25 protein-coding genes are annotated in these 24,127 nt (G+C 56.4%); 17 read left to right on the forward strand and 8 right to left on the reverse strand.

The window, feature by feature from the left end; genetic code table 11:
- Positions 1–67 precede the first annotated feature (67 nt).
- From IM303_RS15605 to trpS, 12 genes are all read left to right on the forward strand, one after another.
- Positions 68–844: a hypothetical protein gene (locus IM303_RS15605; protein ID WP_048998976.1), complete on the forward strand. Its 777-nt coding sequence runs from the start codon at positions 68–70 to the stop codon at positions 842–844.
- The gene (locus IM303_RS15610) at positions 841–1,335 is read left to right on the forward strand and encodes a PilN domain-containing protein (RefSeq protein ID WP_048998975.1); all 495 of its coding nucleotides are present in this window, start codon (positions 841–843) and stop codon (positions 1,333–1,335) included. The genes IM303_RS15605 and IM303_RS15610 overlap by 4 nt, the downstream gene beginning before the upstream one ends.
- Before the next feature lie 3 nt (positions 1,336–1,338).
- On the forward strand, positions 1,339–1,794 hold the full coding sequence (locus IM303_RS15615; protein ID WP_048998974.1) for a hypothetical protein: 456 nt from the start codon (positions 1,339–1,341) through the stop codon (positions 1,792–1,794).
- On the forward strand, positions 1,784–2,188 hold the full coding sequence (locus tag IM303_RS15620) for a HofP DNA utilization family protein (RefSeq protein WP_048998973.1): 405 nt from the start codon (positions 1,784–1,786) through the stop codon (positions 2,186–2,188). Before IM303_RS15615 ends, IM303_RS15620 begins: the two co-directional genes overlap by 11 nt.
- Complete coding sequence (gene hofQ, locus IM303_RS15625) at positions 2,100–3,338, forward strand: DNA uptake porin HofQ (protein ID WP_048998972.1); 1,239 nt, start codon at positions 2,100–2,102, stop codon at positions 3,336–3,338. Before IM303_RS15620 ends, hofQ begins: the two co-directional genes overlap by 89 nt.
- A gap of 286 nt (positions 3,339–3,624) precedes the next feature.
- On the forward strand, positions 3,625–4,146 hold the full coding sequence (gene aroK / locus IM303_RS15630) for a shikimate kinase AroK (protein WP_003861630.1): 522 nt from the start codon (positions 3,625–3,627) through the stop codon (positions 4,144–4,146).
- 57 nt (positions 4,147–4,203) lie between these two features.
- Positions 4,204–5,292: a 3-dehydroquinate synthase gene (aroB, locus tag IM303_RS15635; RefSeq protein WP_048998971.1), complete on the forward strand. Its 1,089-nt coding sequence runs from the start codon at positions 4,204–4,206 to the stop codon at positions 5,290–5,292.
- Positions 5,293–5,384: 92 nt separating this feature from the next.
- The gene (damX, locus tag IM303_RS15640; RefSeq protein ID WP_193360075.1) at positions 5,385–6,686 is read left to right on the forward strand and encodes a cell division protein DamX; all 1,302 of its coding nucleotides are present in this window, start codon (positions 5,385–5,387) and stop codon (positions 6,684–6,686) included.
- A 67-nt stretch (positions 6,687–6,753) separates the two neighbouring features.
- Entirely contained in the window at positions 6,754–7,566 is an 813-nt protein-coding gene (dam, locus tag IM303_RS15645) for an adenine-specific DNA-methyltransferase (protein WP_028014659.1), read from the forward strand.
- 41 nt (positions 7,567–7,607) lie between these two features.
- A complete protein-coding gene (gene rpe, locus IM303_RS15650) occupies positions 7,608–8,285 on the forward strand; it encodes a ribulose-phosphate 3-epimerase (protein WP_023333698.1) in 678 nt (225 codons plus the stop codon).
- A complete protein-coding gene (gph, locus tag IM303_RS15655; protein ID WP_100171216.1) occupies positions 8,278–9,039 on the forward strand; it encodes a phosphoglycolate phosphatase in 762 nt (253 codons plus the stop codon). The genes rpe and gph overlap by 8 nt, the downstream gene beginning before the upstream one ends.
- The gene (gene trpS, locus IM303_RS15660) at positions 9,032–10,036 is read left to right on the forward strand and encodes a tryptophan--tRNA ligase (RefSeq protein ID WP_028014657.1); all 1,005 of its coding nucleotides are present in this window, start codon (positions 9,032–9,034) and stop codon (positions 10,034–10,036) included. The genes gph and trpS overlap by 8 nt, the downstream gene beginning before the upstream one ends.
- Positions 10,037–10,108: 72 nt before the next feature.
- On the opposite strand, the gene IM303_RS15665 is transcribed toward trpS, so the two are convergent.
- The 5 genes from IM303_RS15665 to tsgA form a co-directional block, all read right to left on the reverse strand.
- The gene (locus IM303_RS15665; RefSeq protein ID WP_100171217.1) at positions 10,109–10,279 is read right to left on the reverse strand and encodes a YhfL family protein; all 171 of its coding nucleotides are present in this window, start codon (positions 10,277–10,279) and stop codon (positions 10,109–10,111) included.
- Positions 10,280–10,423: 144 nt separating this feature from the next.
- The gene (gene cysG, locus IM303_RS15670; protein WP_100171218.1) at positions 10,424–11,797 is read right to left on the reverse strand and encodes a siroheme synthase CysG; all 1,374 of its coding nucleotides are present in this window, start codon (positions 11,795–11,797) and stop codon (positions 10,424–10,426) included.
- Positions 11,798–11,932: 135 nt separating this feature from the next.
- A complete protein-coding gene (nirD, locus tag IM303_RS15675; protein WP_100171219.1) occupies positions 11,933–12,259 on the reverse strand; it encodes a nitrite reductase small subunit NirD in 327 nt (108 codons plus the stop codon).
- Positions 12,256–14,799, reverse strand: a complete 2,544-nt coding sequence (gene nirB, locus IM303_RS15680) for a nitrite reductase large subunit NirB (protein WP_041911927.1) — start codon at positions 14,797–14,799, stop codon at positions 12,256–12,258. The genes nirD and nirB overlap by 4 nt, the downstream gene beginning before the upstream one ends.
- Positions 14,800–15,058: 259 nt before the next feature.
- A complete protein-coding gene (gene tsgA / locus IM303_RS15685; RefSeq protein WP_045259345.1) occupies positions 15,059–16,243 on the reverse strand; it encodes an MFS transporter TsgA in 1,185 nt (394 codons plus the stop codon).
- 278 nt (positions 16,244–16,521) lie between these two features.
- Between tsgA and ppiA the strand changes: the two genes are divergently transcribed.
- From ppiA to IM303_RS15705, 4 genes are all read left to right on the forward strand, one after another.
- Entirely contained in the window at positions 16,522–17,094 is a 573-nt protein-coding gene (gene ppiA / locus IM303_RS15690) for a peptidylprolyl isomerase A (RefSeq protein WP_032644556.1), read from the forward strand.
- A 107-nt stretch (positions 17,095–17,201) separates the two neighbouring features.
- Positions 17,202–17,786: a putative adenosine monophosphate-protein transferase Fic gene (locus IM303_RS15695; RefSeq protein ID WP_028014650.1), complete on the forward strand. Its 585-nt coding sequence runs from the start codon at positions 17,202–17,204 to the stop codon at positions 17,784–17,786.
- 30 nt (positions 17,787–17,816) lie between these two features.
- Positions 17,817–18,380: an aminodeoxychorismate synthase component 2 gene (pabA, locus tag IM303_RS15700; protein WP_048998968.1), complete on the forward strand. Its 564-nt coding sequence runs from the start codon at positions 17,817–17,819 to the stop codon at positions 18,378–18,380.
- Positions 18,381–18,466: 86 nt separating this feature from the next.
- A complete protein-coding gene (locus IM303_RS15705; protein WP_192831205.1) occupies positions 18,467–19,687 on the forward strand; it encodes an aspartate aminotransferase family protein in 1,221 nt (406 codons plus the stop codon).
- On the opposite strand, the gene IM303_RS15710 is transcribed toward IM303_RS15705, so the two are convergent.
- Both IM303_RS15710 and crp read right to left on the reverse strand, forming a co-directional pair.
- Positions 19,684–21,771, reverse strand: coding sequence for a YccS/YhfK family putative transporter (locus IM303_RS15710; protein WP_045630318.1), 2,088 nt, complete (start codon positions 21,769–21,771; stop codon positions 19,684–19,686). The two genes, IM303_RS15705 and IM303_RS15710, sit on opposite strands and share 4 nt — an antisense overlap.
- A 57-nt stretch (positions 21,772–21,828) precedes the next feature.
- Positions 21,829–22,461, reverse strand: a complete 633-nt coding sequence (gene crp, locus IM303_RS15715; protein ID WP_000242758.1) for a cAMP-activated global transcriptional regulator CRP — start codon at positions 22,459–22,461, stop codon at positions 21,829–21,831.
- Positions 22,462–22,772: 311 nt separating this feature from the next.
- On the opposite strand from crp, the gene IM303_RS15720 reads away from it, so the two are divergent.
- Positions 22,773–23,177: an OsmC family protein gene (locus IM303_RS15720; protein WP_008503018.1), complete on the forward strand. Its 405-nt coding sequence runs from the start codon at positions 22,773–22,775 to the stop codon at positions 23,175–23,177.
- Positions 23,178–23,243: 66 nt separating this feature from the next.
- Here the strand turns inward: IM303_RS15720 and IM303_RS15725 are convergent, their stop codons facing one another.
- Positions 23,244–24,113, reverse strand: a complete 870-nt coding sequence (locus IM303_RS15725) for a phosphoribulokinase (protein WP_028014646.1) — start codon at positions 24,111–24,113, stop codon at positions 23,244–23,246.
- Between the last annotated feature and the right edge of the window lie 14 nt (positions 24,114–24,127).

Below are 24,127 nucleotides of genomic sequence, written 5' to 3' on the forward strand. Positions count from 1 at the left end.
GTATAAAGGCAAGCCTGATTCATTGATATAGCCGTCAAGGCGACGGGCGATAAGGAGATCGTGAAGCATGGCTTTCAAAACATGGCAAACGGGCGTTCATATTCAACAGGATAAGGTGCTGATTACGGCACTGGTCCGGGAGAGAGGCGGCTGGTGCTTACGCCGCTGGTGGGCCATTTCTCTGGCCGAAGGCATCATTCGTGACGGCAAAATTTGTCAGCCAGAAGCGCTGGCCGATGCCTTACGCGACTGGCGAAAAGCGCTCCCGCACTACCATCGGGTATTTCTCTCCTTTCCTGCTGCACGGACTCTGCAAAAAACGTTGCCCCGACCGGCTCTTGCATTGCGCGACAGCGAGCAGCTCTCGTGGATGGGGGCGGCGCTTTCGCGCGAACTGGAGATGTCGACAGAGTCCCTCTGTTTCGACTACACCCAGGACACCTTCAGCAATACGTTTCACGTGACTGCCGCACAAAACAAAGAGGTTGAAACGCTTCTTGACCTGGCGAAAACGCTACGTTTGCGGCTGGCGACCATCACCCCGGATGCCAGCGCGCTGACGAACCTGCTGCCTGCGGTAGCGCCGACGCAGTGCGTCGCCTGGCGAGATGCGCACCACTGGCTGTGGGCTATGCGCCATCAGTGGGGGCGTCGTTATACCACTGAAGCAGAAAACGTTACTGAGCTGGCGGCGCTGCTGGCCCTTAACCAGAATGACATCGCGTTCTTTGATGCCGAACGGTCCCCATGGGAAACGCTGCAGCGCTGGCATGCGCCTCTTCCCGAATGCGGGGCTGACTATACCGTCGCGCTGGCGCTGGCCATGAGCGAGGTGCCTGAATGAACGTGACCAACCTCCTGCCCTGGCGTCAGCAGCGGCGCGCGCGATGCCTGCGTTTCTGGGGCGGCGTATTTGTCGGCGCACTGCTGCTCATGCTGATGGCCGTTTTTAGCATAAGGATGAATCATCTGGTAACGCTGCGCGCGCTGCAGGCTCAACTGGCGGGTACGCAGTCCGTGCAGCGTGGTCTTGTGTCTCGCCAGCGACCCACCGCAGAGGTGCAGAACCCTGCGGGCACGCCGCCGCGCCGCGCATGGCAACCGGTGCTGGAGTCACTTTCTGAGACCATGCCTGCGCAGGTATGGTTGACAGAGCTGCGTTATCAGCCTCCTGCTCTGATGTTGATCGGATATGCCACTACCCTGCAGGCGCTTTCTGCCTTGCGTAATGGGCTGGAGCACATAGACGGCTTTACGCCCGGTTCTGAGGGGGAACTCCGGCAGGATAGCCAGGGGCGCTGGATGTTCACTCTGCACCTGAAAAGCGAGGGGTAATGCGTGGAGACCTTGCTAGAACGCTGGTGTGAAAGTCGTCCCTGGTGTCGGCTGGTCTGCGGGGGGCTGGGTATTCTCCTGATGGGCCTGACAGCATGGGGTGTAGTGCTCCGACCAGCAGAGAGGCAGTGTGCGGATCAGCGGCAGCAGTTGAGCCAGGCGGCGCGGACTAATGCGTCGCTGTGGCCCACCGCCAGTCAGGTGCCGTTTAGCCCGCAAACCCGGACGGCACTGGAGATAAAGCCCTTTTCACCGCTCGATTTTCAGGGGGAGGGTACAAGGCTCCTTCACTGGAAGCCGTTGCAAAACGGCGGTGAACTGGCGCTGGAGGCGGAGTGGCAGGCGATCCCGCCTCTTTTTTCCCGGCTGGCGCAGCGGGATGTGCGGGTCGCTGCTTTTACGCTTGCGCCACAAAGTACGGCGTTACGCCTGAAGCTGGAGCTGGAACATGCGAAATAGCGCGAGATACCTGCTGGTTTGCTCGACGCTGCTGTTGACCGGCATGCGCGATCCGTTTCGCCCGCCGGACGACCCTTGTGCCACAGCCGAACTGGCACAGTGGCACTACCGCGGAATGGTGGGAGGGCAGCAGCGCGTTGGTATTTTGCTGGATGGGCAACGGCGCTGGCATCGTCTGAAAGAGCACGATCGTTTCCCGGCGGGCTGGCGGATAACGGCCATCAATGAAACGGAACTGGTTGTTGATGTGGGTGACACATGCGATCCCGAAGAATGGGCGTGGCAACGAGAAGGAAAGGATAAAAATGAAGTTAAGGATAGTGCTGTTGCTGCTGGCGTTCAGCCGCCCGCTGTGGGCAGTCGCGCCAAAGCCGGTCACGCTGGTGGTGGATGACGTGCCGGTGGTTCAGGTGCTACAGGCGCTGGTTGCGCAGGAGAACCGTAATCTGGTGGTATCGCCGGATGTCGGCGGCACGCTCTCGCTTAACCTGACGCGCGTTCCCTGGCGGCAGGCGTTACAGACGGTAGTCACCAGCGCCGGACTCGTTTTACGAGAGGAGAGCGGTATTTATTATGTCCATACCGCAGCCTGGCAGCGTGAACAGCGGGAACGTTTAGAGCAGGAGCGAGCGCGTCGACAGCTTGATGCTCCGCTGGTCTCGCACAGCATCCCATTTTCTTATGCGGATGCCGGAGAACTGCAAAAAGCGGCTGAAAAGCTCCTGAGCCCAAAGGGGAGTTTATCTGTCGACAAACGCACCAACCGTCTACTGGTCAGGGATAGCCAGGTGGTACTGGAGGCGCTGCAGCAGTGGGCGGCTCAGATGGATATTCCCGTCGAGCAGGTCGAACTGGCAGCGCACATTGTCACCATTAACGAAAAAAGCCTGCGGGAGTTGGGGGTGAAGTGGAATCTTGCCGAGGCCACTGAGGCGGGCAAGGTTGGACAGCTCACGACGCTTGGCAGCGATCTTTCCGTGGCCAGTGCTACCACGCATGCGGGGTTTAATATCGGGCGAATTAACGGCAGGCTGCTGGATCTGGAGCTCTCTGCGCTGGAGCAAAAACAGCAGGTCGATATCATTGCCAGCCCGCGGCTGCTGGCCTCGCACATGCAACCGGCCAGCATTAAGCAGGGGAGTGAGATCCCGTATCAGGTTTCAAGCGGTGAAAGCGGGGCGACCTCGGTGGAGTTCAAAGAGGCGGTACTCGGAATGGAGGTCACGCCGGTAGTATTGCCCGGTGGGCGCGTGCGCCTGAAGCTACACATCAGTGAAAACATGCCGGGACAGGTGCTGCAGCAGGCCGATGGCGAAACGCTTGCCATCGATAAACAGGAGATAGAAACCCAGGTGGAGGTAAAAAGTGGAGAAACGCTGGCGCTGGGGGGAATTTTCTCGCAAAAGAACAAAACCGGCAGTGACAGCGTGCCCGGGCTTGGGAGCATCCCCTGGTTGGGACACCTTTTTCGCCATGATGGAAAAGATAATGAGCGGCGTGAGTTAGTGGTGTTTATTACGCCACGTCTGGTCGGTATTCACTAACGGGTAACGATCCCCGCAATGATTTTGCATTCAGTTTGTTGCAGATGTTTGACGTGGGGCATGAATTAGCATACAAGGAGTACCGATTTGAGTTGGACTTACGTCTTATTACCTTATGCGTCCGGCGCGGTGATTTAATCAGTTGCCAAACAAGCCGGAGTATTGAGATAATTTTTAGTCTGACTCTCGCTCTATTGCATATGAGGTTTCAGTTCATGTCCTGCTACGCCGGGTGTCTGCGAAGCGGGGATTACCATTAACGAATAGTCTTAGTAGTACCGATAAAATGGCAGAGAAACGCAATATCTTTCTGGTTGGGCCTATGGGTGCCGGCAAAAGCACTATTGGGCGTCAGTTAGCTCAACAACTCAATATGGAATTTTACGATTCTGATCAAGAGATTGAGAAACGAACCGGAGCTGATGTGGGCTGGGTTTTCGATGTAGAAGGCGAAGAAGGTTTCCGTGACCGAGAAGAAAAAGTGATCAACGAACTCACGGAAAAACAGGGCATCGTACTGGCAACAGGCGGCGGCTCTGTGAAATCTCGCGAAACCCGCAACCGTCTCTCCGCCCGTGGCGTAGTGGTCTATCTTGAGACGACCATTGAGAAACAGCTGGCACGTACGCAGCGCGATAAAAAGCGCCCGCTGCTGCAGGTTGAAACGCCACCACGCGAAGTTCTGGAAGCGTTGGCCGACGAACGCAATCCGCTGTATGAAGAGATTGCCGATGTGACCATTCGTACTGACGATCAGAGCGCTAAAGTGGTTGCAAACCAGATTATTCATATGCTGGAAAGCAACTGATTCTGGCTTTATATACACTCGCCTGCGGGTAAAAGCATTAAAGGTGGATGTCGCGTCATGGAGAGGATTACAGTTACTCTCGGGGAACGTAGTTACCCTATCACCATCGCGGCTGGTTTGTTTAACGACCCAGCTTCCTTTTTACCACTAAAAGCGGGTGATCAGGCGATGCTGGTCACCAATGAGACGCTGGCTCCGCTTTATCTCGACCGAGTGCGCCACCTGCTTGAGCAGGCAGGCGTAAAAGTCGACAATGTGATTCTGCCCGATGGCGAGCAGTATAAAAGCCTGACGGTACTCGATACCGTCTTTACCGCATTGCTGCAAAAACCGCACGGTCGCGATACAACACTGCTTGCCCTGGGCGGCGGTGTTGTGGGCGATCTGACCGGCTTTGCGGCCGCAAGCTATCAGCGTGGCGTCCGTTTTATTCAAATCCCGACCACGTTGCTGTCTCAGGTCGACTCCTCTGTCGGTGGCAAAACGGCAGTCAACCATCCCCTCGGCAAAAACATGATTGGCGCGTTCTACCAGCCTGCGTCGGTGGTGGTGGATCTCGACTGCCTGAAAACCCTGCCGAAACGCGAGCTGGCCTCTGGCCTGGCTGAAGTGATTAAATACGGCATTATTCTGGATGGCGAGTTCTTTAACTGGCTTGAAGAGAATATGGATGCGCTGCTGCGCCTGGATGAGGCGAAACTGGCATACTGCATTCGTCGTTGTTGTGAGCTGAAAGCAGAAGTTGTCGCGGCAGACGAGCGTGAAACCGGCTTACGTGCTTTACTGAATCTTGGGCATACGTTTGGCCACGCCATTGAAGCCGAAATGGGTTACGGCAACTGGCTGCACGGTGAAGCCGTCGCGGCTGGCATGGTCATGGCAGCCCGCACCTCTGAACGTCTTGGGCAGTTTAAACCGGAAGAGACGGCACGTATCATTGCGCTACTTGAACGTGCAGGTTTGCCGGTAACCGGGCCGCAGGAGATGTCGGCGCAGGCGTATTTACCCCACATGATGCGCGATAAAAAAGTATTGGCAGGTGAGATGCGTCTTGTACTCCCGCTTGCAATAGGGAAGAGTGAAGTGCGCGGCGGAGTGTCGCACGATGTCGTTCTTGGCGCCATTGCTGATTGCCAGCAGGCGTAACAACTAGAAAGGTCAGGCCACTGTTATCGGTGGTCGTTTAGCTTCAGGCGAAATGCAAAGACGTAGGCATAAGCCTTTGAGTGGGGTGTTAAATGGATGAATTCAAACCAGAAGACGAGCTGAAACCCGATCCCAGCGATCGTCGTACTGGTCGTTCTCGTCAATCTTCAGAACGTGATAACGAGCCGCAGATCAACTTTGACGATGTTGATCTGGATGCAGACGATCGTCGCCCTTCGCGCAGCCGCAACGCGCGTGATGAGCGAGAAGAAGAGGATTATGAGTCCGAAGAAGATTCAATGGACGAACAGCCTGTAGAGCGTCGCCCGCGTAAACGAAAAAAAGCCGCTGCGCAGAAACCGGCCTCCCGTCAGTACATCATGATGGGACTTGGCGTTCTGGTGCTTGTGCTGCTGATTGTTGGCATTGGCTCCGCGCTGAAAGCACCGTCCACCAACTCAACCGAACAAACCGCCTCCGCAGAGAAGAGCATCAACCTCTCCGGTAATGATGCGACGGATCAGGCGAATGGTGCACAGCCAGCGCCGGGCACCACTTCCGCTGAGCAGACTGCCAGCAACACAACGATGCCGCAGGATGTTTCTCTGCCGCCCGTTTCATCAACGCCTGCTCAGGGCCAGGCACCTGTCACGCCCGAAGGCCAGCAGCGTGTTGAAGTTCAGGGAGACCTGAACAATGCGCTGATGCAGCCGCAAAACCAGCAGCAGGTTGATAACGTTGTGGTTAACTCTACGCTGCCAACTGAACCTGCAACCGTCGCGCCGATCCACGGTGCTACCGCGCAGCCGCAGACGGCAGCAACGGAAACTAAACCGCGCCAGACGCAAACTGCGACGCGTCCTGAACGTAAGCAGGCGGTCATTGAGCCGAAGCGTGAAACCAAGCCTCAGGCCGTGGTAAAAGCGCCTGAAGTGAAAGCCGCACCGGCACAGCCGAAACGCACTGAAACGGCTGCCGTGAGCGAGCCGGCCAAAGCGCCAGTCACGCAGACTGCGCCGAAAGCGACGGCAACCACAACGGCACCTGCTGCCACCGCTGCTCCTGCCGCAACGGCGACGGCTTCCAGTGCTGCAGCAGGTAAAACAGCTGGCAACGTCGGTTCGCTGAAATCTGCACCGTCCAGCAACTACACGCTGCAGTTGAGCAGTTCGTCTAACTATGACAACCTCAACGGCTGGGCGAAGAAATCGAATCTGAAAAACTACGTGGTTTATCAGACAACCCGTAACGGACAGCCGTGGTACGTGCTGGTGAGCGGTGTGTATGCTTCTAAAGATGAAGCGAAGCGCGCCGTGGCGACACTGCCAGCAGACGTTCAGGCGAAAAACCCGTGGGCGAAGCCGATTCATCAGGTGCAGGCCGATCTGAAGTAATGTTTAAAGCGCAGGATGCTGTCGGAGCTTTCTCCACAGCCGGAGAAGGTGTAATCAGTTAGTCAGCATGAAAAAAAATCGCGCTTTTCTGAAATGGGCAGGGGGGAAATACCCCCTGCTCGATGATATTAAAAAGCACCTGCCAAAAGGCGAGTGTCTTATCGAGCCCTTCGTGGGTGCGGGATCGGTGTTCCTGAACACCGATTTTTCTCGTTATATCCTGGCGGATATCAACAGCGACCTTATCAGCCTCTATAACATCGTTAAGCTGCGTACCGATGAGTATGTGGAAGAGGCGCGCAAGCTGTTTACGCCAGAGAACAACAGCCCTGACGTCTACTATCAGTTCCGCACGGAATTTAATCAGAGCCAGGATCCGTTCCGCCGCGCGCTGCTGTTCCTTTACCTCAACCGTCATGGTTACAACGGCCTGTGCCGGTATAATCTGCGCGGCGAATTTAACGTGCCGTTTGGTCGTTATAAGCGCCCGTACTTCCCGCAGGACGAGCTGTATCATTTTGCGAAGAAAGCGCAGAATGCAGAGTTCCACTGCCTCTCCTATGAAGAGTGCATGGAACTGGCAGGCGTAAACTCGGTGGTTTACTGCGATCCGCCTTATGCGCCGCTGTCTGCGACGGCGAACTTCACCGCCTACCACACCAATAGCTTCAGCCCGGCCGAACAGGCCCGCCTGGCGGAGATGGCGGAAAAACTGGTCAGCAAAAGAATTCCGGTGTTAATTTCAAATCACGATACCCCTGATACGCGCGAATGGTACAAAGCCGCGAAGCATTTTCAGGTTAAGGTGCGGCGTAGCATTAGCAGCAACGGCGGCACACGTAAAAAGGTGGACGAACTCCTGGCTCTTTATCGCCCCTGAGCCGTTTTGCCCGCCGGTAAACACATTTCAAGGAGATGCGGATGAAACAGTTTTTGATTGCCCCCTCAATTCTGTCGGCCGATTTTGCCCGCCTGGGTGAAGACACGGCGGAAGCGCTCGCAGCTGGCGCAGATGTCGTCCATTTCGACGTTATGGATAACCACTACGTTCCCAATCTGACCATCGGTCCGATGGTGCTCAAGGCCCTGCGTAACTACGGCATTACCGCACCGATCGACGTTCACCTGATGGTGAAGCCTGTCGACCGCATCGTGCCTGACTTCGCCGCAGCGGGCGCCAGCATTATCACTTTCCATCCGGAAGCCTCCGAGCACGTTGACCGCACGCTGCAGCTGATCAAAGAGAACGGCTGTAAGGCGGGGCTGGTGTTTAACCCGGCAACACCGTTGAGCTATCTCGATTACGTGATGGACAAGCTGGACGTGATTTTGCTGATGTCCGTTAACCCGGGCTTTGGCGGCCAGTCGTTCATCCCTCACACGCTGGATAAGCTGCGCGAAGTGCGCCGTCGCATTGACGAGTCTGGCTATGATATTCGTCTGGAAGTGGACGGCGGTGTGAAAGTGAATAATATTGGCGAAATTGCGGCAGCGGGCGCGGATATGTTCGTTGCAGGTTCGGCAATTTTCGACCAACCGGATTACAAAAAAGTCATTGATGAAATGCGCCGCGAGCTGGCGAAGGTAAGTCATGGATAAATTGCAGGCAATTCGGGGTGTGGCATTCGACCTCGACGGCACGCTGGTGGACAGCGCGCCGGGCTTAACGAGCGCCGTCGATCAGGCGCTGTATGCACTGGAACTGCCCGTTGCGGGCGAAGATCGTGTGATTACGTGGATTGGCAACGGTGCCGATGTCCTGATGGAGCGCGCGCTGACGTGGGCTCGTCAGGAACGCGCGTCGCAGCGTTCCGCGCAGGGGAAACCAAGCGTCGATCACGCCGATATCCCTCAGGATGAGCAGCTGCGTATTCTGCGCAAGCTGTTCGATCGCTTCTACGAAGAGGCCGTCGAGGAGGGGAGCTTCCTTTTCCCGGACGTCCAGGAAACCCTGAGCGCGCTGCACGCAAAAGGCATCCCGCTGGGACTGGTGACCAACAAGCCGACGCCGTTTGTTGCGCCGCTGCTGGAAACGCTCAATATCGCGAAATATTTCTCCGTGATTGTAGGCGGGGATGACGTGCAGAACAAAAAGCCGCATCCGGAGCCGCTGTTGCTGGTGGCAGGAAAATTATCCTTAACGCCTGCGGAGCTGCTCTTTGTCGGGGATTCGCGTAATGATATTCTGGCTGCCCGAGCGGCGGGGTGTCCTTCCGTCGGTTTAACCTATGGCTACAACTACGGTGAGGCCATTACGCTGAGTGAGCCGGATGTTGTGTTCGACCACTTCAAAGATTTGTTGCCCGCACTCGGGCTTTCGCACAGTGAACATCAGGAATTGAATAATGACTAAGCCCATCGTTTTTAGTGGCGCACAGCCTTCAGGTGAATTGACCATTGGTAACTACATGGGTGCGTTGCGTCAGTGGGTCAGCATGCAGGATGACTACCATTGCATTTACTGCATCGTAGATTTGCATGCTATCACCGCGCGTCAGGATCCTGAGAAGCTGCGCAAAGCCACCCTGGACACCCTGGCCCTCTATCTGGCCTGCGGTATCGATCCTGAAAAGAGCACCATTTTCGTTCAGTCTCACGTGCCGGAGCATGCGCAACTGGGCTGGGCGCTGAACTGCTATACTTATTTCGGCGAGCTGAGCCGCATGACCCAGTTCAAGGATAAGTCTGCCCGCTACTCTGAAAACATCAACGCTGGCCTGTTCGACTATCCGGTGCTGATGGCGGCCGATATCCTGTTGTACCAGACCAACCAGGTGCCGGTGGGTGAAGACCAGAAGCAGCACCTGGAGCTGAGCCGTGATATCGCCCAGCGCTTTAACGCGCTTTACGGCGACGTATTCAAAGTGCCAGAGCCGTTTATTCCGAAATCCGGCGCGCGCGTGATGTCGCTGCTGGAGCCAACCAAGAAGATGTCCAAGTCTGACGATAACCGCAACAACGTTATCGGCCTGCTGGAAGATCCGAAATCGGTGGTGAAAAAGCTCAAGCGCGCGGTCACCGACTCCGACGAGCCGCCTGTGGTGCGCTACGACGTGCAGAACAAAGCGGGCGTCTCCAACCTGCTGGACATTCTCTCCGGCGTGACCGGCCAGAGCATTCCCGAGCTGGAAAAACACTTCGAAGGCAAGATGTACGGCCACCTGAAGGGTGAAGTGGCAGAGGCCGTTTCCGGCATGCTGACCGAGCTGCAGGAGCGCTACAACCGCTACCGTAACGACGAAGCCTTCCTGCAGAAGGTGATGAAAGACGGCGCGGAAAAAGCCAGCGCGCGCGCGTCCGAAACCCTGAAAGCGGTGTACGAGGCGATTGGGTTTGTGGCGAAACCTTAAGCCGCCACCCGACAAATACGGACTCAATAAAAAAACCGGGAAATTCCCGGTTTTTTTACGCCTGAAAAACGCTTACTGCTGTGCCGCCGGGCCGCAACCGCCGATGATCTTCGAAATGGAGATCGCCGGGTGCAGCAGGTAATCGTAGCTGCAGTTATTTTTAGTATTTTGAACGTGACCGGTGCAGGCGGTCAGAGTCGGTAACAGGCCAACCAGAACGGCGGCTTTTGCCAGCTTGAACATACGCATTCCTTGTCTAAAAATCTTAAATTGGATGTAACACGAGGGAATAAATGGAAAAGTTCCATTATGCGGGCGGTATGTTATCGACTGAGGTATGAAGGGAGTAGTCCGCTTAAGGACTACTCGAAGGAGGGAGAATATGCGTTAGTGATTCGAGAACCAGTTCAGCTTATCGCGCAGTTCAACCACGCGACCCACCACAATCAGCGCCGGGCTTTCGACCTGCTGCGCCAGCTCACCGAGCTGCGTCAGCGCGCCATTCACCACGCGCTGCTTGATTGACGTCCCGTTTTCCACCAGCGCAACGGGCATATCAGCCTCCATGCCGTGTTCCAGCAGTTTCGCCTGGATAGTGGCGGCCTGGTTCAGCCCCATGTAGAACACCAGCGTCTGCTTTTCAGCGGCCAGGTTATGCCAGTCCAGCTCGCTGCCGGTTTTCAGGTGGCCCGTGACCAGACGCACGCTTTGAGCGTAGTCGCGATGGGTCAACGGAATGCCTGAGTAGGCTGAACAGCCGGACGCCGCCGTTATGCCCGGCACCACGGAGAACGGAATGCTTGCATTGCACAGGGTTTCCAGCTCCTCGCCGCCGCGGCCAAAGATAAACGGATCGCCGCCCTTGAGGCGCACCACTCGTTTTCCCTTTTGCGCTTCACGCAGCAGGATCTGATTAATCTCCTCCTGCGGCACGCAGTGGTAGCCTGCCCGTTTACCGACGAAGACGCGGTCGGCGTCGCGGCGCACCAGGTTCATGATGTCATCGGAGACCAGGCGGTCATACACCACGATATCCGCCTGCTGGATCTGCTGGAGCCCTTTCAGGGTCAGTAAACCCGCATCTCCCGGACCAGCCCCGACCAGCACCACTTCACCACGGTGATCCAGTGGCTCGCTCAGCAACTGCTCGGTCGTCTCTTCAACCGCTTTCGCGTCCTGATTCGCCAGCGACTGCGCCAGCCTGTCGTTAACGAAAAATTTCTCCCAGAAGCGACGACGCTCACCCACGGTTGAGAAGGTTTGCTTCACGCGGGAGCGAAGCTGCCCGGCGTAGTGGGCTATCTGGCCGAGATGCTGCGGCAAAATAGCTTCCAGTTTTTCCCGCAGCAGGCGGGCAAGTACGGGCGAGCGGCCGCCGGAAGACACCGCGATCATCAGCGGTGAACGGTCGATAATCGACGGCATGATAAAGCTGGCCTCTTTCGGCGCATCCACCACGTTGCAGAAGATCCGGCGCGCTTCGCAGGCGTCGCTGACGCGCTGGTTCACTTCATCGTCATCCGTCGCGGCAATCGTCAGCCAGCAGGTATCCAGCAGGGACTCATCAAACTCCCCCTGCACCAGCGTGAGCATCCCTTCCTGAGCCCAGACGTCAAACTGCGGAGCGAAGGTGAGGGCATTGACGGTCAGTCGGGCTCCAGCATCCAGCAACAGGCGCGCTTTACGTTCAGCCACATCGCCGCCGCCTACAAGCAGGCAGTCGCGATGGCGTAATTGACAGAAAATCGGCAGGTGGTCCACGACGTTACCTCACAGCATTCAAGGAGGGGGTAAGAATTGACGTCAGGATAACAGCAGGAATCGTACAGAACATACGGTTTTTCCTGCCGTTACCCATAAGGGGTCATAAGCCTTTCCTATTGGAAAAGCGGAGGGTTACGCTTTGAGCTGCACCCTGCCGTCCTTCACGCGGGCGTCGTAGTGCTTCACGGAGAAGCTTTCATCTTCCATGCAGTGCCCGTCGGTTAAGCGGAAACGCTGCTTTTTCAGCGGGCTGGCGACCCACAGCTCACCCTGGTGTTCAGCAATCAGACCGCGGGAGAGCACGCTGGCCTCAAAGAACGGATCGATATTGCTGATGGCAAAGACCTGTTCATCGTGGCGAGGGCGGAAAATAGCTACCTGCTCGTTACCCAGCAAAGCACAGACGCCGGTTGCTGGCAGAATGTCGTTAATGTTGCAGATGTTTACCCACTGGCTCATGCGTTTTCCTCCACCAGCATCACCGGAATGCGTTCATACGGGGTTGCAGGACGATGCTGTTCGCGCTCCGGCACCACCTGCACGTTCGGGTCGCGCTGGGTGCTGTTGATAAAGTGTTTGAAACGCGTCTGCGCCGCCGGGGTGTTGACGGTTTCGGTCCACTCGCAGATCACCGCCTCGCGCAGGCGAGCCATCTCGGACTCAAGCTGTTCGTTCAGACCCAGCTTGTCATCAATGATGACCGACTTCAGGTAGTCGATACCGCCTTCGAGATTATCCAGCCAGGACGCGGTACGGGTCAGCTTATCGGCGGTACGAATGTAGAACATCATGAAGCGGTCGAGATACTTGATCAGCGTGTCGCGATCGAGATCCGCCGCCAGCAGGTCCGCGTGGCGTGGTTTCATCCCGCCATTGCCGCACACGTACAGGTTCCAGCCTTTCTCGGTGGCGATGATCCCTACGTCTTTACCCTGCGCTTCCGCACATTCACGGGTACAGCCGGAGACGCCGAACTTCATTTTGTGCGGGGTACGGATGCCTTTGTAGCGGTTTTCCAGCTCGACGCCGAATCCCACGCTGTCGCCCACGCCGTAGCGGCACCAGGTGCTGCCCACGCAGGTTTTCGCCATACGCAGCGCTTTGGCATACGCGTGACCGGTTTCGAAGCCCGCTTCAATCAACTGACGCCAGATTTCCGGCAGATCATCCTTCTGCGCGCCAAACAGGCCGATACGCTGGGAACCGGTGATTTTGGTGTACAGATTAAACTCACGGGCGATACGGCCCACGGCGACCAGCCCTTCTGGGGTGATTTCGCCACCGGCGGAACGCGGAATGACGGAGTAAGTACCGTCTTTCTGGATGTTCGCCAGGAAGTTATCGTTGGTGTCCTGCAGCGGCGTGTGTTCTGGTTTGAGCACGTACTCATTCCAGCAGGACGCCAGCAGGGAGCCGACGGTCGGTTTACACACTTCACAACCGTAACCCTGGCCGTGTTTCTCCAGCAGTTCGTCGAAGGACTTGATGCCTTCCACGCGGATCAGATGGTACAGCTCCTGGCGAGAGTAAGCGAAGTGCTCGCACAGGTTGTTGTTCACTTCGATGCCCTGTTTCGCCAGTTCAGCGTTCAGCACCTGAGTCACCAGTGGAATACAGCCGCCGCAGCCGGTACCGGCTTTGGTTTCGGCCTTCAGCGCCGCAACGGTGTGGCAGCCTTTGTTGATGGCGGAGATCAGCATGCCTTTGGTGACGTCGAAGCAGGAGCAAATCTGCGCGCTGTCCGGCAGTTTATCCACGCCGATAGAGGGTTTACCGCTGGAGGCGTGCGCCGGCAGGATCAGCGCGTCCGGGTTTTCCGGCAGCTCAATGGCGTTCAGCACCAGCTGGAGCAGGTTACCGAAGTCGCTGGTATCGCCCACCAGCACCGCACCGAGCAGGGTTTTGTTGTCCTGGCTGACGATAAGGCGTTTGTAGACCTCTTTGCTTTCGTCCAGATAGACATAGCTGCGGGAGTTCGGGGTGCGGCCATGCGCATCGCCGATACCGCCTACGTCCACGCCCAGCAGCTTCAGCTTGGCGCTCATGTCTGCGCCGGTGAAGGCGTTTTCGCTGCCGAGGATATGGTCCACGGCGACCTGCGCCATTTTGTATCCTGGTGCCACCAGACCGTATACCCGGTTATTCCAGCTGGCGCACTCGCCAATGGCGTAGATATCCGGATCGGAGGTCTGGCAGGTATCGTTAATCATGATCCCGCCGCGCTGGGCTACGGCCAGGCCGCACTGCGTGGCGAGCTTGTCGCGCGGACGAATACCGGTGGAGAAGACGATGAAGTCCACTTCCAGCTCGCTGCCGTCGGCAAAGCGCATGGTTTTACGCGCCTCTGTGCCTTCCTGCACGATCTCTTTGGTGTTCTTGCTGGTGTGAACCTTCACACCCATGCTTTCGATTTTACGACGCAGCTGGTCGCCACCCATGTGGTCCAGCTGTTCCGCCATCAGCATCGGGGCAAATTCGATAACGTGGGTTTCAACGCCGAGGTTTTTCAGCGCGCCTGCCGCTTCCAGGCCCAGCAGGCCACCGCCAACAACCGCACCGCGTTTGCTTCGACGAGCGCAGGATTCAATGGCGTTGAGGTCTTCAATGGTACGGTAAACGAAGCAATCCTGGGTTTCCGACCCTTTAATCGGCGGGATCCACGGATACGAGCCAGTCGCCATGATCAGCTTATCGTAAAAAACCGTACGCCCGGCGCTGGAGTGGATCACTTTCTCCTGACGGTTGATGGTGATAGCGCGTTCGCCCACCAGCACTTTTACGCCATGCTTCTCGTAGAAACCTTCGCGCACCAGAGAGAGCTCTTCGGCGGTATGGTGAGAGAAGTAGGAAGACAAGTGCACACGGTCGTACGCCTTGCGGGGTTCTTCACAGAACACGGTAATATCGAACTGGTCAGCATCGGCTTTATCGAGAAGATCCTCAATAAAGCGGTGGCCGACCATGCCGTTACCGATGATAGCGAGTCTGACTTTGCTCATTTTTGCCTCGATTTCTTTTCTATTACTGCCTACCTTAACGATTCAGCAGGGGCACTTATTGATGCAAATCAAATACGCCTTCACCTACCCCTTAGTGGGTATATCTATGATTTGTCAGGTTTTTTATAAGTAACGGATATTGTTTGATTTTTGTGCTTGCTTGTTTTTCGCACAAATTTGAGGGGTTTTTTACGAATCGGCAGTCAGAGCGTGTAAGCAGGGTAAAACCCCTTTGCAGAACGCAAAGGGATTTTGACGATTAGTGGGTAGCCGTTGCCGTATTGTGCTGGCGGTGACGGGTCACGAAGCCCAGAATGAAACACATGATAAACACCACGGCATACAGACCGTTAGCGGTGTGCAGCGCGGCCAGCGGGCCGCTGTGCGCCACAATCGGGCCCGTGACCACGAAGGTCAGCATGGTGCCGATGGTGCCGCAGGTCAGCACGAAGTTCACCAGCTTTGGCGAAGCCACTTTGGTCTGCAGGGAGCCCAGGGTGATGATTGAGGTGTAAATAGCGCTGGAGAAGAAGCCCAGGGTCAGGATGAACCATGGCATATGCTCCGGGGCACCGTTGATGAACAGATACATCAGCACGGTCGCCAGACCCGCCAGGACGGTCAGAATACGTTGCAGGTCGAAGAAGCGCAGGATGAAGCTAAAGGCCCACATGCCGAACATGTAAGACATCCAGAAATCGCTCACCAGTTTGCCCGCATCGTTCAGGCTCATGCCCAGACCTTTGGCGTATTCAGGTACCCACGAGATAAAGCCCAACTGACCGAGGATGTAGCACAGGGCGGCAATGGAGAGGAACAGCACGCCGATACCCCATTTTTCCTTCGCCACCGGCTCTGAGGTGGTCTGCGCTTTTTTGCCCAGCACCGGGAAGTCACAGCCGAAGGTCAGAATGAAGATCGCGACATAGACCAGACCGATACAGGCGTATACCCAGTACCATTCAATGCTGCGCGCGAGCAGATACGCGGCGACCATCGGGAAAATCATCCCGGCCATGCTGAAGAAGGAGTCGGTAAACAGCAGGCGCGCGCCGCGCTGGCGGCCTTCATACATGTGCGTAATAAGGAACGTACCGATCGACATCGTGATCCCGCTGACAAGGCCCAGCACGAACATGGCGGCGGAGAACAGGGCGATGCTGTGGCTCAACATCAGGCCCGCCACGGCGGCAACCATCAGCACGAAGCCGAAGCGCAGCTGGGTTTTCAGCGGGACGATTTCCATCAGCCAGGCATTCAGGAAGATTGAGATCAGGATCCCCGCGTTGAGGAAGGTGAAGGTGTTACTCATGCTGGAAACGGGCAGCTGGAAGTAGTCTGCGATATTTCCCATCACCATCCCGGTGACGATCACCAACGCGCCGGTCAGGGCGTAGGAGAAGAAGCTTATCCATGTGAGCTTGATGCGATTGCTGTTAGTCATGTCTGGCCTGTTCAGAAAAAGAAAAGCGCCGGGAGGGCGCTGAGAGCGGGCAGATTTTAGTCGCTAAAGTGATCTATTCCTATCTTTTAAGGGAAATGAATATGCCATTGCAGGTTTTAGTGTGATCTAAGTCACACTAAATGGCGGTATAACCAATCGTTTGCGCAGTAATAATTGTTTCAATTTCGTAAAATTAGGTAAAAGACTGGTCTGGGTTCATACTGCTCTTTAGAATCAAGCCATTCGCTTTTTATACTGCGCTTTGTTAAGGAATTCTCATGCTCAAATCAACACTGGCGGCTGTCGCAGCTGTGTTTGCTCTTTCTGCCGTTTCCCCTGCTGCGCTGGCAGCCAAAGGGGACCCTCACGTTCTGCTGACCACCTCTGCCGGGAACATTGAGCTGGAACTAAATAGCCAGAAAGCTCCGGTTTCTGTGAAAAACTTCCTCGACTATGTGAACAGTGGTTTCTATAACAACACCACCTTCCACCGCGTGATCCCTGGCTTCATGATTCAGGGCGGCGGCTTCAACGAGCAGATGCAGCAGAAACAGCCTAACCCACCCATCAAAAACGAAGCGGACAACGGCCTGCTGAACAAGCGCGGCACCATCTCCATGGCGCGCACGGCGGATAAAGACAGCGCCACCAGCCAGTTCTTCCTCAACGTGGCGGATAACGCTTTCCTCGACCACGGCCAGCGCGACTTCGGCTATGCGGTCTTCGGTAAAATTGTGAAAGGGATGGACGTGGCGGACAAAATCTCTCAGGTTCAGACCCACGATGTCGGTCCATACCAGAATGTACCGTCTAAGCCAGTGGTGATTCTCTCCGCGAAAGTGCTGCCGTAATCGTTCTCCCACACGGGCATATCCTGCCCGTGTCTTTCAGCCCTCCCTGCGAAAGCGCGTTTTGCTGCTTATACTTGTGGCACACGGACTATTCAGGGAGGCGTTAAGTGAAAAAACTCACCGATAAGCAAAAATCCCGTCTCTGGGAGCAACAGCGTAACGTCAATTTTCAGGCCAGTTGTCTCCTTGAAAAAGGTAATGGTCCTTCAGAGCCCGGCATTGAGACGCTGGAGCTTGGGCCCTCAGCGCCCGGGCTACCGCATCTGTGCCTCATTCATCGCCATCTGTATCACAGAGAGATGAAGCAGGCAGGCGAATTCCGTACCGACGATATTTTTAAGGGTGACATTCCCTTCTGCCATTTTGAGTACATCGAGACGATGGGTAACGAACTGATGGCAGCGCTGGAAAGTGATAAGTATCTTGTGGGTCTTGAAAAAGCGGCGTTTGTTGAAAAAGTGAGCCATTACTACTGTGAAATCAACATGCTGCATCCCTTTATGCGCGGTAATGGCATTGCTCAGCGCGTCTTCTTTGAGCAGCTGGCCATCCACGCGAATTACGCGCTGGACTGGCGGGATATTGATCCCGAGCAGTGGGTGGCGGCGAACCGAAGCGGGGCCACGGGCGATTTGACCGCGCTGAGCGCTATCTTTGCCAAAGTAGTGAGCGAAGCGCGGGAATCTGAGTAAAATAGGGCGGCATTTTTTTCGGGAGCCGCCATGATTCTGCTGATTGATAACTACGATTCCTTCACCTGGAACCTTTACCAGTATTTTTGTGAACTGGGTGCAGAGGTGGTTGTCCGCCGCAACGACGAACTCAGCCTGTCTGATATTGAGACGCTGGCTCCGCAGAAAATTGTCATTTCGCCGGGGCCGTGTACGCCGTCGGAATCGGGCATTTCTCTGGACGTTATTCACCACTATGCCGGCAGGCTGCCGATCCTTGGCGTCTGTCTCGGTCATCAGGCGATTGCCCAGGTATTTGGGGCTACCATCGTCCGTGCCGCGAAAGTGATGCACGGCAAAACCTCGCCGGTCACCCACACCGGCACGGGCGTATTCACAGGGCTGAATAACCCGCTAACCGTGACGCGCTACCATTCGCTGGTGATTGACCCACCGACGCTGCCCGACTGCTTTGACGTGACCGCCTGGAGCGATACGCAGGAGATCATGGGGATTCACCACCGCGAGTGGGATCTTGAAGGCGTCCAGTTCCACCCTGAAAGTATCCTCAGCGAGCAGGGGCACGCACTGCTGGCAAATTTCCTCAATCGCTGAATATCTGTTGCCTTGTTGTGAGTTTTTATGCATATTTTGTGATTATATTTTCACAATGAATGTGACATAAAATGGATGGGCATGACATGGCAACTGAACAACCAGCAATTACTCGCGCGACATTCGATGAAGTGATTCTGCCGATTTATGCACCGGCTGAGTTTATCCCGGTGAAGGGGAAAGGCAGCCGCGTCTGGGATCAGCAGGGCAAAGAGTATGTGGATTTCGCGGGCGGTATTGCGGTCACGGCGCTGGGCCACTGCCATCCTGCGCTGGTGGACGCGCTGAAAACCCAGGGCGAAACCCTGTGGCACACCAGCAACGTGTTCACCAACGAACCTGCGCTGCGCCTGGGCCGCAAGATCATTGATGCCACGTTTGCCGAGCGCGTGCTGTTTATGAACTCCGGCACCGAGGCCAACGAAACCGCCTTTAAGCTGGCGCGCTACTACGCCACCACGCGCCACAGCCCGTACAAAACTAAAATCATCGCCTTCCATAACGCCTTCCACGGACGCTCTTTCTTTACCGTCTCCGTTGGCGGCCAGCCGAAGTATTCCGACGGCTTTGGTCCGAAACCAGCCGACATTATCCACGTGCCGTTTAACGATCTGCACGCGGTGAAAGCGGTGATGGACGACCACACCTGCGCGGTGGTGGTGGAGCCGATTCAGGGCGAAGGCGGCGTGACCGCGGCAACCCCGGAATTCCTGAAAGGGCTGCGCGAACTGTGCGACGAACATCAGGCGCTACTGGTGTTTGATGAAGTGCAGTGCGGGATGGGGCGTACCGGAGAGCTGTTTGCCTACATGCACTACGGCGTCACGCCGGATATTCTGACCAGCGCCAAAGCGCTCGGCGGCGGTTTTCCGGTGAGTGCGGTACTGACGACGCAGGAGATTGCCTCTGCGTTCCACGTCGGGTCTCACGGCTCGACCTACGGCGGTAACCCGCTGGCGAGCGCCGTGGCGGGTGCCGCGTTCGACATCATCAACACGCCAGAGGTGCTGAACGGCGTTAGCGCGAAGCGCGAGCTGTTTGTGCAGCATCTCCAGCAGATTAACAATAAGTACGACGTCTTCAGCGAGATCCGCGGCATGGGGCTGCTGATTGGTGCGGAGCTTAAGCCGCAGTACAAAGGCCGCGCGCGCGATTTCCTGCACGCAGCCGCCCACGAAGGGGTGATGGTGCTAAATGCCGGGCCTGACGTGATGCGCTTTGCGCCTTCGCTGGTGGTGGAAGAGAAAGATATTGACGACGGGTTAACCCGCTTTGCCGCGGCGGTCGAGAAGATCGTAAAAGACTAATACTCGGTTCGCTTTAACCGCCGCGTTAACCAAATGCCGTGATGCGGGCGCTGACGCCATGCCACCGACGAAATGGTGTGCATGGTGTTCAGATGTCCCAGCACGCGCTGCAAATGCTGCTCCAGGGTGCTCATCGGCCCGTGGGTCAGCGTCTCCGGTGCCTCCAGAATGTTCGAATCCCCCGACTCACCCGGCGCGTCATACTCCAGACGCTGCTGACACCGCTGCAACGCAATTTCACACGACTGCAAATAGCGCTGCGCCAGATCCGGCGTCAGCATGGTGTGCTCGCGCGCCAGCGTGGTCATGGCATTGATGTGCTCAACGATAAACTGGCTGTGCGTGACCCACAGCTTCATATCGGCAAGATAGTGTGAGTTAAAGCCCGGCTCCTGCATCGCCTGGTTGAGCGAGTTAAACAGGGCGTTGTGCGCCTGGTTGACCTTCATCCGCTGATACGCCAGCGGGGAGGGCTGCGGATCGTCGCTCAGGATCAGACGAATGGCCTGCTGATCAGCCTCCAGCGCGTCGTGGGCGTTCTGCCTCAGCAGCCCGCTCTGCCACTGCGGCCACAGCCAGACCATGCCGCCAAAGGCAATCAGGCAGCCGATCAGGGTATCAATCAGCCTGGCGACAATAAACTGTTCGCCGTTAAGCGTCAGCAGCTGAAGGGTATATACCGCCGTCACCGTAAAGCCCACCATCGCCCAGCCGTAGTTTTTGCGAATGATTAGATAGCTTACCAGGGTGATCGCCAGCATGCCCGCCAGGGTATAGCCCTCGGGCACGTGAAAATGCAGCGTCACGCCCGCAATAATCAGCCCCGCCATCGTGCCGCCTGCCCGGTGCAGAATGCGCACCCGCGTGGCGCCATAGCCGTTCTGGGTAACAAACAGCACGGTCATTAAGATCCAGTACGGTTTCGGCAGGTGGAGCGCCATGCCCATCAGGCTGGCGATACTGAGCATGACGCTAATCCTTGCAGCGTTGCGCAGAGCGGAAGATTTCAGAGACAGGTAGCTTCTCAGCGCCGGCAGCAGCGGCAGACGTTTCTGTTTATCCGCCATCAGGTCACGGGAATAAAGCGGGCGCTGGGTGCGCAGCACGCGGGCGATGCGGCTGAAGTGCCAGGCGGCAAACTGGCCGACCGGGTTATCCGGGTGCTGACGGGCGATTTTCTCCAGCGCGCCGAGCTGTTTGTCCATGTTAAAGCGCGTGGGGTAGCGGTGGTAGAGAATATCATCGGCCAGCACCCGCAGGCGCGCGGAGACGGTTTGTGCGTTCCAGCGGATCACCGCTTCGGCATGGCTGCGCTCAACCAGCTTTTGCACCTCCTGCGGGTGGTGAAGGCTAACGGAGATATGCTCCTGAAGATCCAGCCCCACCTGGAAGGTGCGCAACAGCCGTTTATATTCGTGGTTCTTGTTGGCGGCGAGCATATGCAGCTGCTGATAGCACTGGCTTATCAGGTCTACCACCTTTTGCTGGCGCGTCAGCAATGGCGGTAAGGATTTTTCCGGATCCGTATGCTGGGTGAGCAGGGTGTATTTGGCTTCACAGTAATCCGCAAGCTGCACGTAGAGCAGGCTCAGAGATTCGCGCAGCGGCTGCTCCCGCCACAGCCAGAACCAGAACCAGTTAAACAGCCCGTACCACAGCGTGCCGAGGGCGTAGATCAGCAGCGGCTCCCACACGGGCATATTACCGGCGAGGCTCAGGGTGAAGATGGCCGCAATGAGTGACGCGGGAAGCAGCCGGGCATGGAGCGAGCTGATTTCGGCGGTGACGCCGAGGGTCATCGCCAGCACGGTCAGGATCAGCGGCAGGGGAATATCACGAGCCAGCAGAAGCTGCACCGCGAGGCTACAGCCAGCAAACAGCGAGCCGCCAATTATCAGACGTTTGAAAAAGCGTTTATGGGGCGTGTCCAGACCGGCAATGTTGCAGCAGGCGGGGACGAGAGAAAACAGCAGGCCCTGCTGAAGATGTCCCAGGATCAGGCCCACGGCCACGGGAAGACACAGCACCAGCGTTTGTCGTAGTGCGTAGTTAACTTCCGGGTGATAGATCAGCCTGCGCCACATGGGGAATAGAGACAAAAACGGCGTGACACCTCGCGATGGCACGCCGTTTAGGCAGGATTAACGGGTTCCGTAAACCACGATGGTTTTACCGTGGGCGGAGATCAGGTTTTGATCTTCCAGCATTTTCAGAATACGGCCCACCGTTTCGCGGGAGCAACCGACGATCTGACCGATTTCCTGACGGGTAATTTTAATTTGCATGCCGTCCGGGTGGGTCATCGCGTCTGGCTGTTTCGCCAGGTTCAGCAGAGTCTGCGCAATGCGGCCAGTCACGTCCAGGAAGGCGAGGTTACCCACTTTCTCTGACGTCACCTGCAGACGGCGCGCCATCTGGGAAGAAAGACGCATCAGGATGTCAGGGTTTACCTGAATCAACTGACGGAATTTCTTATAAGAAATTTCAGCCACTTCACATGCTGTCTTTGCACGAACCCAGGCGCTACGTTCCTGGCCTTCTTCAAACAGGCCCAGTTCACCGATAAAATCGCCCTGGTTCAGATAGGAAAGGATCATCTCTTTGCCTTCCTCATCTTTGATCAGCACTGCCACCGAGCCTTTGACGATGTAATACAACGTTTCCGCTTTTTCACCCTGGTGAATCAGCGTGCTCTTCGATGGGTACTTATGAATGTGGCAATGAGACAAGAACCATTCGAGAGTCGGGTCTGTTTGCGGTTTGCCAAGCACCATGCGCTGTTATCCTCTGTTATAAGCTGTCACCAGAGTCATCAGATGCATCCGGACTCTGGGGTTGCAATCGAATTCTTACCCATACCCTGGGAAGTCGGCTGTCGTAACGTTTCGCAGCCAGTAAAGTTTGATGTCCTCTGCATACATGTGTAACGTCAATGTATTACTGTAGCATCCTGAGTGTTTTAGCATAGCTTTCGCCGCGTGTCTCCTGGTGTCTCGCTTCAGCATGATGCAGGTCGCCTTCCATTGCGAGAAATGTAACGCACGCGTAATCTGTCACCAAAAATGCAACGTTGGAGTTAATGAATATGCAAGCGCGCGTGAAGTGGGTTGAAGGTTTAACGTTCCTGGGCGAGTCCGCATCAGGACACCAAATTTTGATGGATGGTAACTCCGGCGATAAAGCGCCAAGCCCAATGGAAATGGTGCTGATGGCGGCAGGCGGATGCAGCGCGATTGACGTGGTGTCGATTCTGCAAAAAGGCCGTCATGACGTGACGGATTGCGAGGTTAAACTCACCTCAGAACGTCGCGAAGAGGCGCCACGTCTGTTCACCCACATTAATCTGCACTTTGTCGTCACCGGGAAAGAACTGAAAGACGCGGCGGTCTCACGTGCGGTGGATCTCTCTGCGGAGAAATACTGCTCTGTGGCGTTAATGCTGGAGAAAGCGGTAAAAATCACCCATTCGTATGAAGTGATCGAGGCCTAATTATTGGGGCATCGTGCGTGTTGATGCCCTCACCCTAACCCTCTCCCACGGGGAGAGGGAACATGTTCACGCGATCTGCTTCCCTTCCATCAGTCGCTCCACCAGCGGCGTCATGATCAGCTCCATTGCCAGCCCCATTTTTCCACCGGGAACCACTAACGTATTCATGTGGGAAATAAACGAGCCCTGCAGCATCGCCAGCAGCCAGGGGTAATCAATGCCTTCAAGATTGCGGAAGTGGATCACCACAAAGCTCTCATCCAACGACGGGATGCTTTTCGCCGCGAACGGATTGGAAGTGTCCACCGTCGGCACGCGCTGGAAGTTAATGTGCGTGCGGGAGAACTGCGGCGTGAGATAGTTGATGTAATCTTCCATGGAGCGCACCACCGAGTCCATTACCGCCTCGCGCGAATGGCCGCGCTCGCTCATGTCGCGCGTCAGCTTCTGGATCCACTCCAGGTTAACGATCGGCACCACCCCGACCAGCAGATCCACATGGCGCGCCACGTCGTGCTGAGGTGTGACAACGCCGCCGTGCAATCCTTCATAAAACAGCACGTCGGTGGGTTCCGGCAGCGGTTGCCAGGGGGTAAAGGTGCCCGGCACCTGATTCCAGGGTACGGCTTCGTCGTAGGTGTGCAGATACTTACGGGACTGCCCGGTACCGCTCTGACCGTATTCGCGGAAGGTTTGCTCCAGCAGGCCGAAATCATTGGCTTCCGGGCCAAAGTAGCTGATGTGTTTACCCAGATCGCGTGCCTTGCGGATCGCCATGTCCATCTCAGGCCGCGTATAGCGGTGAAAGCTGTCGCCTTCGACCTCCGCCGAACGGAGATTCAGCTGGGCGAAAATCTTGCGAAAAGCGAGGCTGGTGGTGGTGGTTCCCGCACCACTCGACCCCGTAACGGCAATAATGGGATGTCTGGCAGACATAGCAACTCCCTGAC

The organism is Enterobacter cloacae complex sp. P38RS, from assembly GCF_014930775.1.
In the GTDB taxonomy this organism is placed as follows: Bacteria; Pseudomonadota; Gammaproteobacteria; order Enterobacterales; family Enterobacteriaceae; genus Enterobacter; species Enterobacter bugandensis.